General features: G+C 63.7%; 12 protein-coding genes. 9 read left to right on the top strand and 3 right to left on the bottom strand.

Annotated features, from left to right (window positions below; genetic code table 11):
* Nucleotides 1-41: 41 nt before the first annotated feature.
* The 8 genes from BUS06_RS32840 to BUS06_RS32875 all read left to right on the top strand — a co-directional run bounded on the left by BUS06_RS32840 (nt 42) and on the right by BUS06_RS32875 (nt 10331).
* Entirely contained in the window at nt 42-866 is an 825-nt protein-coding gene (locus tag BUS06_RS32840; RefSeq protein WP_074268453.1) for a MetQ/NlpA family lipoprotein, read from the top strand.
* Between the two features lie 366 nt (nt 867-1232).
* Complete coding sequence (locus BUS06_RS32845) at nt 1233-2909, top strand: methyl-accepting chemotaxis protein (protein ID WP_074268454.1); 1677 nt, start codon at nt 1233-1235, stop codon at nt 2907-2909.
* Nucleotides 2910-2941: 32 nt separating this feature from the next.
* Complete coding sequence (locus BUS06_RS32850) at nt 2942-3454, top strand: chemotaxis protein CheW (protein ID WP_074268455.1); 513 nt, start codon at nt 2942-2944, stop codon at nt 3452-3454.
* 50 nt (nt 3455-3504) lie between these two features.
* Complete coding sequence (locus BUS06_RS32855) at nt 3505-4983, top strand: CheR family methyltransferase (protein WP_074268456.1); 1479 nt, start codon at nt 3505-3507, stop codon at nt 4981-4983.
* Nucleotides 4964-5701, top strand: coding sequence for a chemotaxis protein CheW (locus BUS06_RS32860; protein WP_074268457.1), 738 nt, complete (start codon nt 4964-4966; stop codon nt 5699-5701). Before BUS06_RS32855 ends, BUS06_RS32860 begins: the two co-directional genes overlap by 20 nt.
* Entirely contained in the window at nt 5698-8154 is a 2457-nt protein-coding gene (locus tag BUS06_RS32865; RefSeq protein WP_074268458.1) for a hybrid sensor histidine kinase/response regulator, read from the top strand. Before BUS06_RS32860 ends, BUS06_RS32865 begins: the two co-directional genes overlap by 4 nt.
* Complete coding sequence (locus BUS06_RS32870) at nt 8151-9155, top strand: chemotaxis response regulator protein-glutamate methylesterase (RefSeq protein WP_074268459.1); 1005 nt, start codon at nt 8151-8153, stop codon at nt 9153-9155. Before BUS06_RS32865 ends, BUS06_RS32870 begins: the two co-directional genes overlap by 4 nt.
* A gap of 87 nt (nt 9156-9242) precedes the next feature.
* Complete coding sequence (locus BUS06_RS32875) at nt 9243-10331, top strand: diguanylate cyclase domain-containing protein (protein WP_074269444.1); 1089 nt, start codon at nt 9243-9245, stop codon at nt 10329-10331.
* 37 nt (nt 10332-10368) lie between these two features.
* Here BUS06_RS32875 and BUS06_RS32880 read toward each other — a convergent pair whose 3' ends face one another.
* Nucleotides 10369-10683, bottom strand: a complete 315-nt coding sequence (locus tag BUS06_RS32880; protein ID WP_074269445.1) for a heme-degrading protein HmuQ — start codon at nt 10681-10683, stop codon at nt 10369-10371.
* Between the two features lie 184 nt (nt 10684-10867).
* Nucleotides 10868-11146, bottom strand: a complete 279-nt coding sequence (locus BUS06_RS32885; RefSeq protein ID WP_074268460.1) for an HU family DNA-binding protein — start codon at nt 11144-11146, stop codon at nt 10868-10870.
* A 467-nt stretch (nt 11147-11613) separates the two neighbouring features.
* Between BUS06_RS32885 and BUS06_RS32890 the strand changes: the two genes are divergently transcribed.
* The gene (locus tag BUS06_RS32890) at nt 11614-13980 is read left to right on the top strand and encodes a DNA polymerase II (RefSeq protein ID WP_074268461.1); all 2367 of its coding nucleotides are present in this window, start codon (nt 11614-11616) and stop codon (nt 13978-13980) included.
* A gap of 54 nt (nt 13981-14034) precedes the next feature.
* On the opposite strand, the gene BUS06_RS32895 is transcribed toward BUS06_RS32890, so the two are convergent.
* Nucleotides 14035-14688 carry an HAD family hydrolase gene (locus tag BUS06_RS32895; protein ID WP_074268462.1) on the bottom strand — a complete coding sequence of 218 codons (654 nt, stop codon included), beginning with the start codon at nt 14686-14688 and terminating at the stop codon, nt 14035-14037.
* Between the last annotated feature and the right edge of the window lie 5 nt (nt 14689-14693).

The raw sequence follows: 14693 nt of genomic DNA on the forward strand, positions 1-14693 counted from the left end.
ATAGGATTCGGCCATCATCAACTCCATCACCACCGTGTCTCATGAATAAAAGAAACCTGCTTAAAACCGCGCTGGCCACTGTCGTGTTCGGCCTGGGCGTCGCCACTTCGCAACTTTCATTCGCGGCGCCGCAAACGCTGCGCGTGGGCATCATGTCCGGCGAAGACGAGGACGTGTGGCGCGTCGTTGCCGCAAACGCCGCCAGGCAGGGGTTGGTGATCAAGGTCACGACGTTCTCCGATTACACGCAACCCAATGAGGCGCTCTCGGAGCACGACCTCGACGCCAACTCGTTCCAGCACAAGCCTTATCTCGACGCGCAGATCAAGGCGCGCGGCTATCAGATCGTGCCGGTGGGCTTCACCTATGTGCAGCCTATTGGTCTGTATTCGCGCAAGGTCAAATCGGTTGCCGATCTTCCGGATGGCGCGACCATCGGCGTGCCGAACGATCCGAGTAACGAAGGACGCTCGCTGCTGTTGCTGCAGGCCCAGCATCTGATCACGCTGCGTGCCGATGTCGGCCTGCTGCCGACCGCCCGCGATATCGCGGACAATCCGAAGCACATCCACATCAAGGAACTCGATGCAGGTATCGTGGGGCGCGCCATCGGCGATCTCGACGCCGCCGTGATCAACACGGACTGGGCCGTCAAGGCGGGCATCAAGATTCCGCAGGAACGGATCGCCCAGGAACAGGTGACCGGCAATCCGTATCGCAACTTCCTCGCCGTCAATGCGAAGGACGCGAACGCGCCGTGGGTCCACGCGCTCGTCCAGAGTTATCAGCAGCCGAACGTGGCCGCTGAAATTCTCAGCGTATACCACGGTGCGACGCTGCCGGCATGGAATGAGGCAAGCCACTAGGCACACCCTACAACCACACGGTCACGCGCGAGTTTGGGCGTGGCCGTGTGGCCCCGCCGTTTTCCGTTGCTTCTGCTGCTGTAGAGACCTGTAGAGACTGTTTGTTGCCCCTCCTTCATGTCATGATCACCGCACCATCGCGCGCGGCATCGATCTGACCAAAACCGCACGACGCCGCCCGGCGTCCGGCCTGAACTCCGCAAAATGCGGCTCCCCATAGCCGAATCTGGCACAATTTACCCTCACTAATCGCCCGATCGACTTCGCGGCCGCAGGTGTAGCGTCATATCCTGGGCCGAATCGGGCAAAAAATGCATGTGTGGGCTCGCGCCCACGGACCAATCGTCAGAGAGAGAGACATAGAAAATGGCCACTGTCACGCCACGTGCGAGCAACACGAACCTGCCGGGCATGCTCAGCAGCGGCCGGTTTACCCTGGGCACACGCATCGTGCTCTGCTTCGGCTTGCTTTTTCTGCTGATGCTGGTGATGGCCGTCATTTCATACACCCGGTTGCGTTCGATCGACGAAGAGGCCGTCAGCCTGCGCCGCGACTCGGTGCCCGGCCTCTACCTCGCCACCGCTCTGCGGGCAACGGCCAACCAGAGCTATGCGACGCTGGAACGCGCGATCTTCGTCGATCCGGACGCGCAAGGCATGACGCGCGATCTCGACAGCCTGCCCGACGCGCTGCGTGCCTTCGACAAGGTTTCCGCCGAGTACCAGAGCACGGTGTTCCGCGACGACGACCGCGAACGTTTCAATACATTCAAGACCGCTTACGACCAGTATCTGGCGCTCTTCAACCAGGCGGCGAGTGCAGCTCGCACCTCGAAACCTGCGGCCCAGGCGCAATTCGTCCAGATGACACCCGTGTGGGACCACCTGATCGTCGCGGCAAACACGCTGGTTGCGGAAAACCACGGCCAGGCCGATGACTCTGCCCAGTTGATCCGCACCTCGGTGAGCGGCACCGAAGTTACGCTAGCCACCGCCCTCGGCGTCGTGCTGCTGGTGGCGCTCGTCACCGGTTACTGGCTCTTCAAGGCGGTCACGGTGCCGATGGCCCGGCTGGTGGACGTCCTCGACGTGATGCGCACCGGCAATCTGGCGCAACGGCTGAACCTGCGCCGCAGCGATGAATTCGGCACGCTGGAAAACGGCTTCAACCGTATGGCCGAGGAATTGACGAGTCTGGTTTCGCAGGCACAGAAATCGTCGCTGCAGGTCACTACTTCCGTGACGGAAATCGCCGCCACGTCGAAGGAACAGCAGGCCACTGCCAGCGAAACGGCCGCCACCACCACCGAGATCGGCGCCACGTCCCGCGAAATTTTCGCGACCTCGCGCGACCTGTTGCGCACGATGAACGAAGTGGCCGGTGTGGCCGAGCAGTCGGCGACGCTCGCGGGTGCGAGCCAAAGCGGCCTCACGCGCATGGAAGACACCATGCGCAGCGTGATGGAAGCCGCCGGTTCGGTGAATGCCAAGCTGGCCATCCTCAATGAGAAAGCGGTCAATATCAACCAGGTGGTCGCGACCATCACCAAGGTGGCTGACCAGACCAACCTGCTGTCGCTGAACGCAGCGATCGAAGCTGAAAAAGCCGGTGAATACGGCCGCGGGTTCGCGGTGGTGGCGACTGAAATCCGCCGTCTCGCAGACCAGACCGCGGTGGCGACCTACGACATCGAACAAACGGTCAAGGAAATCCAGTCGGCCGTTTCGGCCGGCGTGATGGGCATGGACAAGTTCTCCGAGGAAGTGCGCCGCGGCATGCGCGACGTGCAGCAGGTGGGCGGCCAGCTCTCGCAGATCATCAACGAGGTGCAGACGCTCGCGCCGCGCTTCCAGATGGTCAACGAGGGAATGCAGACCCAGGCCACCAGCGCCGAGCAGATTAACCAGGCGTTGTCGCAACTTTCCGAGGCGGCGCAGCAGACGGCGGAATCGCTGCGCCAGTCGTCGCAGGCGATCGACGACCTGACGCTGGTCGCCAATCAGCTGCGCACCGGCGTGTCGCGCTTCAAGATCGACGCGTGACGCCGGCTACCCGCTAATCACAGGCCTTCGCGATGCTCTTCCTCCTGTTCGATCTGGACGGCGACCGCTACGCGCTCGATGCGGCTGGGATCGTCGAAGTGCTGGCGCTCGCGCCCACCAAGTCGATCCCTGGCGCCCCCGCATGGGTAGCCGGCATGTTCGAGCGGCAGGGCGCGGCGGTGCCGGTAATCGACGTGTCGCAACTCGCACTCGGCCGCCCCGCGCAGCAACTGCGCTCTACCCGGCTGGTGCTGGTTCACTACAACGCTGGGGACGGCGTCGAAGCGTCCACGCGTGAGGACAGCGGCGAACCGGTGAATCTGCTTGGCCTGATCGTCGAGCGCGCCACGCAGACGCGACGCATCGCACGCGAGCAGTTTGCCGAAAGCGGTATCGCCACGCCGCATGCACGCTGGCTCGGCCCGGTCGCAAACGACGGCGTGGGTCTCGTGCAATGGGTCGAGGTACAGCAAATGCTTACCAACGAAGTGAAGGCGTTGCTGTTTCCGCAAGCCGAAGCAGTGCAACCGGCCGCCGGATCCTGACCTATGTGACGAGCGAGCCGCATGACGCGCACAATAACCTGAACCACCCCATGAATTCCAACGACCCCTGCTTCGAAACCTGGCTCTCCCAGGAGACCGGGATCGACGCGTCCTCGCTCGGCATCAATGCCCTCGAGCGCGCGGTACAGGACCGGGTGCGTCTCACGCAGTCCGCCGCCCCCGTCGCCGGCGCCAGCGAAGACGCCGTAGACGGCTATTGGCGACTGCTAAACGATTCGCCCGAAGAACGCCTCGCGCTAATCGAAGCGCTGGTGGTCCCCGAGACATGGTTCTTTCGCGACCGTGAAGCGTTTGTCGCGCTGGCACGGCTCGTCAATGAAAAGCTGGCACGCGATCCGGCCCGTGTGGCACGCGTGCTTAGCGTGCCTTGCTCGAGCGGCGAAGAGCCGTATTCGGTGGCAATGGCCCTGTTCGATGCCGGGATCGGCCCGGAGCGTTTTACCATCGACGCGTTCGACATCAGTGCGCGCGCCATTTCGCTCGCGCAAAAAGCCGTCTATGGACGCAATTCGTTTCGCGGCGGCGAGTTCGAGTTTCGCGACCGCCATTTCAGCCCGGTCGACGGGGGATGGGTGCTGAACGAACGAATCCAGCAAGCGGTGCGTTTTACCCAGGCGAACCTGTTCGATCCGTCGCACAACACCGGCACGCGCTACGATTTCATTTTCTGCCGCAACGTGCTGATCTATTTTCACCGCGATGCGCAGGATCGCGCGATCCATCTGCTCGACGCGCGACTGGCCGACGGTGGGACGATCTTCGTCGGCCCCGCGGAAACCGGCTTGATGATGCGTCATACGCTGAGTTCGGCGCGCATTCCGCTGGCGTTCGCGTTTCAGCGCACACCGGTCGAAGAACCGCGTGCGCCGGCGTTCACCTTACCCGGTATGGCAGCGGCGGCGCCTCAAGCTGCACCGTGGGCTTTCGGCGCTAAACACGGTGCTGCGGCGCCCTCCCTTGCGGCGCGTCCGCAGCCGGCCGTTCCGGCGCCGCGCACAGCGACCACGGCGATGCTTGCAAATGTGAGTACCCAATCTCCGGCAAACGTAACCCGACATGTGCACGGACACGGACCTGCCCGCGCGCATGCGAAACCTGCCGCTTCCGCGGTTCCGGACAAGTCGCTCGCCGAAGCAGGCCGCCTGGCCGACGCCGGTGAATTCGACAAGGCGGAGCAAGTAGCACAGGCCTTCGTCAACGTGCACGGTACGGACGCAGAGGCGTTCTATCTTCTCGGCCTGATCGCCGACGCACGGGGGCGCACCGCCGACGCGAGCGACTATTACCGTAAGACGCTCTATCTCGAGCCCGCCCACTACGAAGCGCTCACGCACCTCGCCGCGCTGCTCGATATGTCGGGAGACAGCGCCGGCGCGCAGCAACTGATGCGACGTGCCCAGCGCGCCGCGGCCAAAGCGCACCCGATGACCACCGCGACAAGCGCCACGAAAGCAACGGCTGACCCTTTGAACCTACCGCGAGGCAAGCATGGCTCACGGCGCCATTGAGACCACGGGCGTGGTCGCGTTGATCGACGATTGCTGGAATCGTATCGGCACGCGCGGCGATGGCACATGCCCGAAACTGGCCGAGCATTCGCGCTGTCTGAACTGCCCGGTGTTCGAGCAGGCCGCGGCACGGTTGCTCGACCGGCCGCTCGACGAAGCGGATCTGGCGCCTGCGGCGGCAACTTCCGGACCGCGCGCACGGCCTCATGACGGCACGTCGCAGGCATCGCATGCGACCGATACCGGCGCCGCGGTGGCGGCCACGCAATCCGCGCTGGTATTTCGCATTGCCGACGAGTGGCTCGGCCTACCGACGGCCGCGCTTCGCCAGGTCGACGACATCCGCCCGATCCATTCCCTGCCGCATCGGCGCAATCGCGTCGTCCTCGGGCTCGTCAATATTCGCGGCGCGCTGACCGTGGCCGCTTCGCTCGGTGAACTGCTGCATCTCGATCGCGCGTCAAGCGGCAAATACACGTCGCGTAACAGTTATGCGCGCATGCTGGTCGCCGCGCATCGCGGGGAACCGGTGGCTTTTCCGGTGGATGAAGTCGAGGGCGTGGTGCGCTTCGCGGCCAGTTCGCTGCTGCCCGTACCGACGACGCTCGCCCACGCCAGCGCCTCGCACTCGCGTGGCGTGCTCGCCTGGAACGAGCGCATGATCGGCCTGCTCGACACCGACCGCGTATTCGAGTCGCTCGCCCGGAGTCTGCGATGAGTCACGACGACGATCTGGGCCGCCGGTCATTGCTCGACCTGTTCCGCGAAGAAGCGCAGACGCAAACGCGCGTGCTGTCCGGCGGCCTGCTTGCGCTCGAACACACACCGGACGATGCCTCGCAACTCGAGGCCTGCATGCGCGCGGCACACTCGCTGAAGGGCGCGGCGCGCATCGTCGGCCTGCAGGATGGAGTGGATATTGCGCATGTGATGGAGGAATGCTTCGTGGCCGCGCAGCGCGGCACGCTGGTTTTGTCGGGCGCGCATATCGACGAACTGCTCCGCGGAGCCGACCTGTTGCTGCGCGCCGGCAACGACGATCCGGCGGCCGCGTTGACGCGAGCGGAAGTGGACGCATTCGTGACCCGGCTCACCGCGTACGATGCGACTGAGGCTACGGCAACGAACGAGGCGCACCGTACGCACGCAGACATCGCGGCGGGCTCGCCGTGGGGCGACACCTATGCCGCTCCCGAGGAACCGGACGAAGACGCGACGATGCGCGCTGCACTCGCTATCCTCGGCGTCGAGGTTGCCAAACTGCCAGTCAGCCTTTCCGACGACGCAGCGCCGGCCGTGCAAAATCTTGCCGCCGAAGCGCCTGCGGCAGAGCCTTCCTTCGCACCGACACCCGAGCCCGCACCGTTGCGTCCGTCCAGCCCCGACGTCCCACGCGACACCCCGCTAAACGTCCACGGCCCACGCGACCCCGAGCGCATGCTGCGGGTGCGCAGCGATAATCTCGACCGGTTGCTGAGCCTGTCCGGCGAATCCCTCGTGGAATCGCGCTGGCTGAAGCCGTTCGCGGAGTCGCTGCTGCGCGTCAAACGCACCCACCGCGATGCAGCGCGCGCGCTCGACACCTGTTTCGAATCGTTAGCAGAACGTCTCGATCCGCAAGCGCTGGCAGCGCTCGACGCCGTGCGGCAAACCCTCGGCACAATGCAGCATCTGCTGGCGACGCGCATCGACGAACTCGACCGGTTCGATCGCCGCAGCTCGCACCTCGCGCAGCAGCTATACGACGAGGCGCTGCAATGCCGCATGCGGCCATTCGGCGACGCGACCCACGCCTATCCGCGCATCGTGCGCGATCTCGCCCGTTCGCTCGGCAAACGGGTACGCTTTTCGATCGTGGGCGAATCGACGCAGATCGATCGCGACATCCTCGACATGCTCGACGCGCCGCTCGGCCATCTGCTGCGCAACGCACTCGACCACGGCGTCGAAACGCCCGAACAACGCCTCGCAGATGGCAAGCCGGCTGAAGCAACGTTGACCCTGGAAGCCCGCCATAGCGCGGGCAAGCTGCTCATCAGCGTGAGCGACGACGGCGCGGGTGTCGACCTCGACGCGGTGCGCGCGGCCGTCGTCAAGCGGCAGTTGGCCGACCCGGAAACGGCCGCACGCCTGTCGGATCACGAGTTGCTCGACTTCCTGCTGCTGCCGGGTTTTTCGATGCGCACCGAGGTGACCGATGTTTCCGGACGCGGCGTCGGTCTCGATGCCGTGCACGAAATGGTCAAGGCCGTGCGCGGCACGGTGCGCATCGCGACCGAACCCGGCCGCGGCACGCGCTTCGTTCTGCAGTTGCCGCTCACGCTCTCGGTAATCCGCAGCCTGCTCGCGGAGGTCGGCGGCGAAGCCTATGCGTTCCCGCTCGCACACGTGCGCCGTACGCTGGAGCTGGCCCGTGGCGACATCAATATGCTCGAAGGACAACAGCATTTCGCCTTCGACGGCCGGCCCGTCGGGCTCGTCACCGCGCACCAGTTGCTTGACACCGAGGCCCCCGCCGAAGTGCGCGCCAATGTGCCGGTGGTGGTGATCGGCGACGATCGCGGCACCTATGGCGTGGCGGTGGACCGTTTCCTCGGCGAGCGCATGCTGGTGGTTCAGCCGCTCGACAGCCGCCTCGGCAAGGTCAAGGACATCGCGGCCGGTGCGCTGATGGAAAACGGCGAAGCGGTGCTGATCGTCGACGTCGACGACCTGCTGCGCTCGGTCGACAAACTCGTGCGCGGCGGGCAGCTCGACAAGGTGCAGCGCGCCCAGGGCGTCGCCGCACGCACCCGCAAACATGTGCTGGTGGTCGAAGACTCGCTGACAGTGCGCGAACTGGAGCGCAAACTGCTGGAAAAGCGCGGGTATACGGTGACGGTGGCAGTGGATGGCATGGACGGCTGGAACGCGCTGCGCAGCACCCATTTCGATCTGGTCGTGACCGACATCGACATGCCGCGCATGGACGGCATCGAACTCGTCACGCTGATCAAGCGCGACACGCTGCTAAAAACGGTGCCCGTGATGATTGTGTCGTACAAGGATCGCGACGAAGATCGCCGCCGGGGGCTCGATGCCGGCGCAGACTACTATCTGGCAAAGGGCAGCTTTCACGATGAAGCATTGCTCGACGCGGTGCACGACCTGATCGGAGAAGCGCACACATGAACATCGGCATCGTCAACGACCTGCCGCTTGCGGTCGAAGCCATGCGCCGCGCGATCGCGTTGCGGCCGGAGCATCGCGTGCTCTGGGTCGCCACCGACGGCGCCCAGGCCGTCGACTTCTGCGTCGCCCAGCCGCCCGATGTGGTCCTGATGGACCTGATCATGCCGAAGTTCGACGGCGTCGAGGCGACCCGCCGCATCATGGCCCAGGCGCCCTGCCCGATCCTCGTCGTGACGAGCAGCGTTGGGGCGAACGCATGGCGCGTCTACGAAGCGATGGGTGCCGGCGCACTCGATGCAGTCGACACACCGACGCTCGCCGATCACCACCTCGCCGATGCGTCGCAGCCGTTGCTCGCGAAGATCGACCAGATTGGCCGCCTGCTCGAGAAGCCGGTGGTGACGCCCACGCCACGGGCCGCCGCAGCCGCCTCGCGCGGCGCGGCCCCGTTGATCGCGATTGGCGCTTCCGCCGGCGGCCCGGGCGCGCTCGCCGCGGTACTCGGCAAGCTGCCGGCCAATTTCGGCGGCTCCATTGTGATCGTGCAACACGTCGACAAGGCATTTGCCGAAGGCATGGCCCAATGGCTCGACAGCCAGACAGAACTGCCGGTGCGTGTAGCCGTGAGCGGCGATCGTCCCAGGCCCGGCGAGGTCTTGCTGGCCGCGACCAACGACCACCTGCATATCGCGCGCAGCGGCTCGCTCGATTACATCAGTGAGCCGGCCAGCACGCCCTATCGCCCTTCCGTCGATGTGTTTTTTCACAGCGTGGTCGAGCACTGGTATGGCAACGCGATCGGCGTGCTACTGACGGGCATGGGCCGCGACGGCGCAATCGGCCTGAAGGCGATGCGCGCGAAGGGCTACCTCACGATCGCGCAGGACGAAGCGACCAGCGCGGTCTACGGCATGCCGAAAGCCGCGGCCGCGCTCGATGCGGCGAAGCGGATCTTGCCGCTAGGCAGCATTGCAGGAGAACTGATGGCAAGCATTAAATGATGATGGGGATTTGCGAAGCGTATTGGCATGAATGGCAACACACCCGTGACGCGAGCTTGCGACACGGGTACGAACACGGGTATCAACATGGCAAATAATCAGTCTGGCTCGCCTGACCAGCAAGCCGCAGCAGCCTCCGCAACCGACGGCGCCGATGCGACGCTCGAAGCGGCACGCAGGACGCTGCAAACACCGCCTGCGGCGGAACAGCCGGTGATGGTGCTGCTGGTCGACGATCAGGCGATCGTCGCCGAGGCGATCCGGCAGGCGCTCGCGGGCGAGGACGGTATCGACTTCCATTACTGCGCGCGCGCCGATGAGGCCATGAAGGCCGCCGTCAACACGCGGCCGACGGTGATCCTGCAGGATCTCGTGATGCCCGGCATTGACGGCCTGACGCTCGTCAAAGCCTATCGCGCGACGCCCGCTATCCGTGATGTGCCGATCATCGTGCTGTCGACCAAGGAAGAGCCGGTCATCAAAAGCGCAGCCTTCGCGGCAGGGGCGAACGACTATCTCGTCAAGCTGCCGGACCGGATCGAACTGGTCGCGCGCATCCGTTATCACTCGCGCTCGCATATCAATCTGCTGCAGCGCGACGAGGCATATCGCGCGCTGCGCGAATCGCAGCAGCAACTGCTCGAAGCCAACCTCGAGTTGCGGCGGCTCACGCATTCCGACGGCCTGACCGGCTTGTCGAACCGCCGTTACCTCGACGAGTATCTCAGCGCCGAATGGCGCCGCGGCGCACGTGACCAGAGCGAAATGTCGTTCCTGATGATCGACGTCGACAACTTCAAGCTCTACAACGACACGTATGGCCACGTGGCAGGCGACGAAGTGCTCAAGCAGATTGCCGCAACTGTGGAAGCCTGCCTCGGCCGTCCTGGCGACCTGGCCGCGCGCTTCGGCGGCGAAGAGTTTGCGGTGGTGCTGCCGGGGACGCCGCTCGGAGGCATACGCACCCTCGCGGAAAAGATTCGCAGCCAGGTGGAGGCGTTACAGGTGCCACACGCGAATTCGTCGACGGGGCAATATGTGACGATCAGTATCGGCGGGGCATCCGTTGTTCCAAGCGCAGAGTCGCCGATGACTTCATTGATCGAGGCAGCGGATCTGGCCTTGTACAAGGCGAAGCGCGACGGCAAGAATCTGGTGGTGCTGACGGGGGATTGATACGGTGGTGGGCAACGGCCTCACCACCTTCGGCGTGTTACTTCACCGTCTGGATGACTTCGAAGCCTTCGAATTCAGGGTGCCCGAGATACAACGAACGGGTTTCCCCTCCTGCGTTGCGGTGCGCCGCGCGGAATGCATCCGAACTGGTCCAGCCTTCGAATGCCGCATGATCGGCCCAGACCGTGTGGCTGGAATACAGCACATGGTCCTCTTTCCGCGGCCCTCGCAGCAGATGAAATTCGATGAAGCCCGGCACGTCTTTCAGATGCGTGTCCCGGCTCGTCCAAAGCGTTTCGAACGCGCTCTCTGAACCGAGAGCGACTTTGAAACGGTTCATCGCGATGTACATGATGGATTCCCTCGGATCGGACGCGGTTTCGTAGCCCATTGCACGCATGCGTGGACAACAAGCCGTAAGAAGCGGACCCAGAAACGGGCTCGCCGCGCCAGCTGACCAGCGTGCCGTGAGCCCGCAAGCGCCGCGCAGCGCCTCCCCTGTGGGGGTGGCTAGCTGCGCGGGATCGACGGAGCGATCAGGAGGCGTTAACCGCGTCCTTGAATGCCTTGCCGGCGACGAACTTGACCGTCTTGGCTGCGGCGATCTGGATTTCCGCGCCGGTTGACGGATTACGGCCGACGCGCGCTGCGCGCGAACCGGTCGAGAAGGCTCCGAAGCCGATCAGCTGAACGGTTTCGCCCTTGGACACTGCGCTCGTCACCGCTTCGATGATCGCATCGATCGACTTGCCGGTGGCCGTTTTGCTTTCGCCCGTCGCAGCCGCAACTGCGTCAATCAGTTCCTGCTTGTTCATTGAACATCCCTTTCTGTATTGATAGAACCAGCGCCTTCAAACAGCGCCAGACCCGCCACCCTACCTCATCCAGGCGCTTCTGCGCAAACCCCCGGACCCTTGATTGCCCGGCCGCACGCGCCTTCAGCAGGTTACGACAGGCCGGCGGCCGGCTCAGTTCCCAGCTTCTGGAAGCCCTGTTTAGGGGCATCTGGACGCCTTGGAGGCGGCCGGGGTGGGCTGCCAGGCCACCTTGCATCACGTCGTGAAAGCGCGTCACACGTGGATTTTCGGCGTTGTTTAGTGGGTTTTCGCCGAAGTTCCGCTCTGCACAGCCTTACCCCGTCTTACGCTAACGGGCCGCCAGCCAAGCCGGCGTGAGGCGTCCGACGAGGTTTCGCACCGTCCCGAAGACGCAGCCCCGGTCAAATTGCCAAGTAAAATAGTCGAATAAACAGTTTTATAACGGGTTCATAAAAGGTTGCAGTGTGGTTCAACAACAGCAGGGTTTCCTTCTGACCCGACATTGGCGCGACACGCCGGCTGGCACAGAAGTCGACTTCTGGCTGGCGACCGCGAGCGGTCCGCACCACTTGCGCCTGCCGCCCCAGACGTCGGTGGCGTTCATTCCGGCCGAGCAGCGCGAGCTCGCCGAACGGGTATTGCGCAACGAACGCCAGTTCGAACTCCGCCCCCTAGCCCTGAAAGATTTTCATCAGCGTCCGGTTCTTGGGCTGTACTGCCGTCAATATCGCCAGTTGCTCAAGCTCGAAAAGCAGTTGAAGGAGTATGGCGTCGACGTCTACGAGGCGGACATCCGTCCGCACGAACGCTATCTGATGGAGCGCTTTATCACGGCGCCAGTCTGGTTCGGCGGCGAGCCGGATGGCGAAGGCCGCTGGCTCAACGGCGAGATGAAGCCGGACACCGCTTATCGTCCGGCGTTGAAGCTGGTCTCGCTCGATATCGAAACCACCGCGCACGGCGAGTTGTATTCCATTGCGCTGGAAGGCTGCGGGCAACGTCAGGTGTATATGCTGGGCCCAGCCAATGGCGATGCCAGCGGGCTCGACTTCGATCTCGAGTATTGCGAAAGCCGCGCGCGCTTGCTGGAGAAACTCAACGAATGGACCGAACGGCACGATCCCGATGCGATCATCGGCTGGAATCTGGTGCAGTTCGATCTGCGGGTCCTGCAGGAGCATTCGCAGCGTTATGCCGTACCGCTGCGCCTCGGGCGTGGCGGCGACGTGATGGAGTGGCGTGAACACGGCGGCAAACAGAACCATTTCTTTGCCGCGGCGGCCGGGCGTTTGATCATCGACGGCATCGAAGCGTTGCGCTCCGCGACCTGGAGCTTTCCAAGCTTCAGCCTCGAATATGTGGCGCAGGAGCTGCTGGGCGAAGGCAAGGCTATCGACAATCCGTATCAACGCATGGCGGAAATCGATCGCCGCTTCGCCGAAGACAAGCCAGCGCTCGCACGCTACAACCTGAAGGACTGCGAACTCGTCACGCGGATCTTCGCCAAAACCGAGCTGCTGACGTTCCTGCTGGAACGGGCCACGGTGACCGGGCTGGCCGCGGACCGCAGCGGCGGATCGGTGGCCGCCTTCACACACCTGTACATGCCGCTGATGCACCGTCAGGGCTATGTGGCGCCCAACCTCGGCGAGATTACCGAGGAAGCCAGCCCCGGTGGCTTCGTGATGGATTCGCAGCCCGGTCTTTACGACTCCGTGCTGGTGCTCGACTATAAAAGCCTCTATCCCTCGATCATCCGCACGTTTCTGATCGATCCCGTGGGGCTCGTAGAGGGAATGAACAACCCCGATGAAAGCGCGTCCATCGTAGGCTTTCGCGGTGCGCGTTTCTCACGCAGCAAGCACAGTCTGCCCGCTATCGTGAGTCAGATCTCGCTAGGGCGCGAAGCCGCAAAACGGCAAAAGAACAAACCGCTGTCGCAGGCGCTGAAGATCATCATGAATGCGTTTGCCGGCGTGCTCGGATCGAGCGGCTGCCGCTTTTTCGATCCACGGCTCGTGTCGTCCATTACGATGCGCGGCCACGAGATCATGCATCGCACCCGCGAGCTGATCGAGGCGAGAGGCTACCAGGTCATCTACGGCGACACCGATTCCACCTTTGTGTGGCTAAAGCGGGCACGCTCCGAGGAACAGGCGGCGCAAATCGGCCGCTCGCTCGTCAAATACGTGAACGAATTCTGGCGCGAGCACCTGCAGCAGACGTTCGGCCTTGAGAGCTCGCTTGAATTGCAGTTCGAGACGCACTACCAGCGCTTTCTGATGCCGACCATCCGCGGCGCCGAACAAGGTAGTAAAAAGCGCTATGCGGGACTCGTCGCCAAACCGGACGGCAGCGAGGAAATGGTCTTCAGGGGACTCGAGACCGTGCGCACCGACTGGACTCCGCTCGCCCAGCAATTCCAGCGGCAGCTCTATCTGCGCATCTTCAAGCGGCAGCCGTATCAGGACTTTGTGCGTGACTACGTCGAACGCACCGTGAGCGGAGAGTTCGACGAGTTGCTCGTGTATCGCCGGCGACTGCGCCGCAATCTCGAGGAGTACCGACGAAATGTGCCGCCGCATGCGCGCGCTGCGCGGATGGCCGACGAGTTCAACCAGCGGCAAGGACGACCGCTGCAGTATCAGAACGGCGGCTGGATCACGTATGTGATGACGGTGGCGGGTCCCGAACCGCTGGAGACCCAGCGTTCCGCGATCGACTACGACCACTATCTGACGCGCCAGCTACAACCGGTAGCCGACGCAATTCTGCCGTTTATGAACGACGATTTTGCTACCTTGATGACAGGGCAGAAGGAGTTGTTTTAACAGGCGTGGCAGATGAGACCCGCCACGTTTGATCGGGATGCGACGGCGTACCTCTCACCGCCACGCCAGAATCGGCCACGCCGCTTGCCCTGCGTAAGTCCGCAACGCGGCGTCGGGATTCACCGCGTGTGGCCTCGTCACCTTCTGCAGCAGCGGCAAGTCGTTGCGCGAGTCGGAGTAGAAACTCGCACCATCGAGGTTTTCGTGGCCGGCGCTCAACCACTCGTCAAGTCGAATGACCTTGCCCTCGCGATAGGTCAGCGTGCCGCGCGTACCGCCCGTGTACGTTCCGTTGTCCGTCGCCAGTTCGATCGCAAGCACCTCGGCGATCCCCAACCGCGCCGCGATCGGGCGCACAAGGTGATCACCGGAGGCGGAGATCACCAGCAGCCTGTCGCCCTGCATGCGGTGCCCGTCGACGGTACGCCGCGCATCGCCATAGATGCGCGGCTCGATGACTTCGTCGACGAATGCCTCGACGAGCAACGCCACTGCGCTGACCGTACGCCCTTTGAGCGGCGCGAGACTAAAAGCCATGTAATCTTCCATGGCCAGTTTGCCCTCGCTATAGGCGCTCATCAGCGCATCGTTTTCACGCATGAACGAAGCCCGGTCCACCCAGCCGAGCGAGCACATCCGCTCGCTCCACAGGCTCGCGCAGTCACCGTTGATCAGCGTCTCGTCAAGATCGAAAATCGCCAAAGCCATCGAAT

Source organism: Paraburkholderia phenazinium (assembly GCF_900141745.1).
In the GTDB taxonomy this organism is placed as follows: Bacteria; Pseudomonadota; Gammaproteobacteria; order Burkholderiales; family Burkholderiaceae; genus Paraburkholderia; species Paraburkholderia phenazinium_B.

Bases quoted from the DNA above. Each gene is read 5' to 3' on its own strand.
- BUS06_RS32840 (WP_074268453.1), top strand. From the start codon at position 42: ATGAATAAAAGAAACCTGCTTAAAACCGCGCTGGCCACTGTCGTGTTC.
- BUS06_RS32845 (WP_074268454.1), top strand. From the start codon at position 1,233: ATGGCCACTGTCACGCCACGTGCGAGCAACACGAACCTGCCGGGCATG.
- BUS06_RS32850 (WP_074268455.1), top strand. From the start codon at position 2,942: ATGCTCTTCCTCCTGTTCGATCTGGACGGCGACCGCTACGCGCTCGAT.
- BUS06_RS32855 (WP_074268456.1), top strand. From the start codon at position 3,505: ATGAATTCCAACGACCCCTGCTTCGAAACCTGGCTCTCCCAGGAGACC.
- BUS06_RS32860 (WP_074268457.1), top strand. From the start codon at position 4,964: ATGGCTCACGGCGCCATTGAGACCACGGGCGTGGTCGCGTTGATCGAC.
- BUS06_RS32865 (WP_074268458.1), top strand. From the start codon at position 5,698: ATGAGTCACGACGACGATCTGGGCCGCCGGTCATTGCTCGACCTGTTC.
- BUS06_RS32870 (WP_074268459.1), top strand. From the start codon at position 8,151: ATGAACATCGGCATCGTCAACGACCTGCCGCTTGCGGTCGAAGCCATG.
- BUS06_RS32875 (WP_074269444.1), top strand. From the start codon at position 9,243: ATGGCAAATAATCAGTCTGGCTCGCCTGACCAGCAAGCCGCAGCAGCC.
- BUS06_RS32880 (WP_074269445.1), bottom strand. From the start codon at position 10,683: ATGTACATCGCGATGAACCGTTTCAAAGTCGCTCTCGGTTCAGAGAGC.
- BUS06_RS32885 (WP_074268460.1), bottom strand. From the start codon at position 11,146: ATGAACAAGCAGGAACTGATTGACGCAGTTGCGGCTGCGACGGGCGAA.
- BUS06_RS32895 (WP_074268462.1), bottom strand. From the start codon at position 14,688: ATGGCTTTGGCGATTTTCGATCTTGACGAGACGCTGATCAACGGTGAC.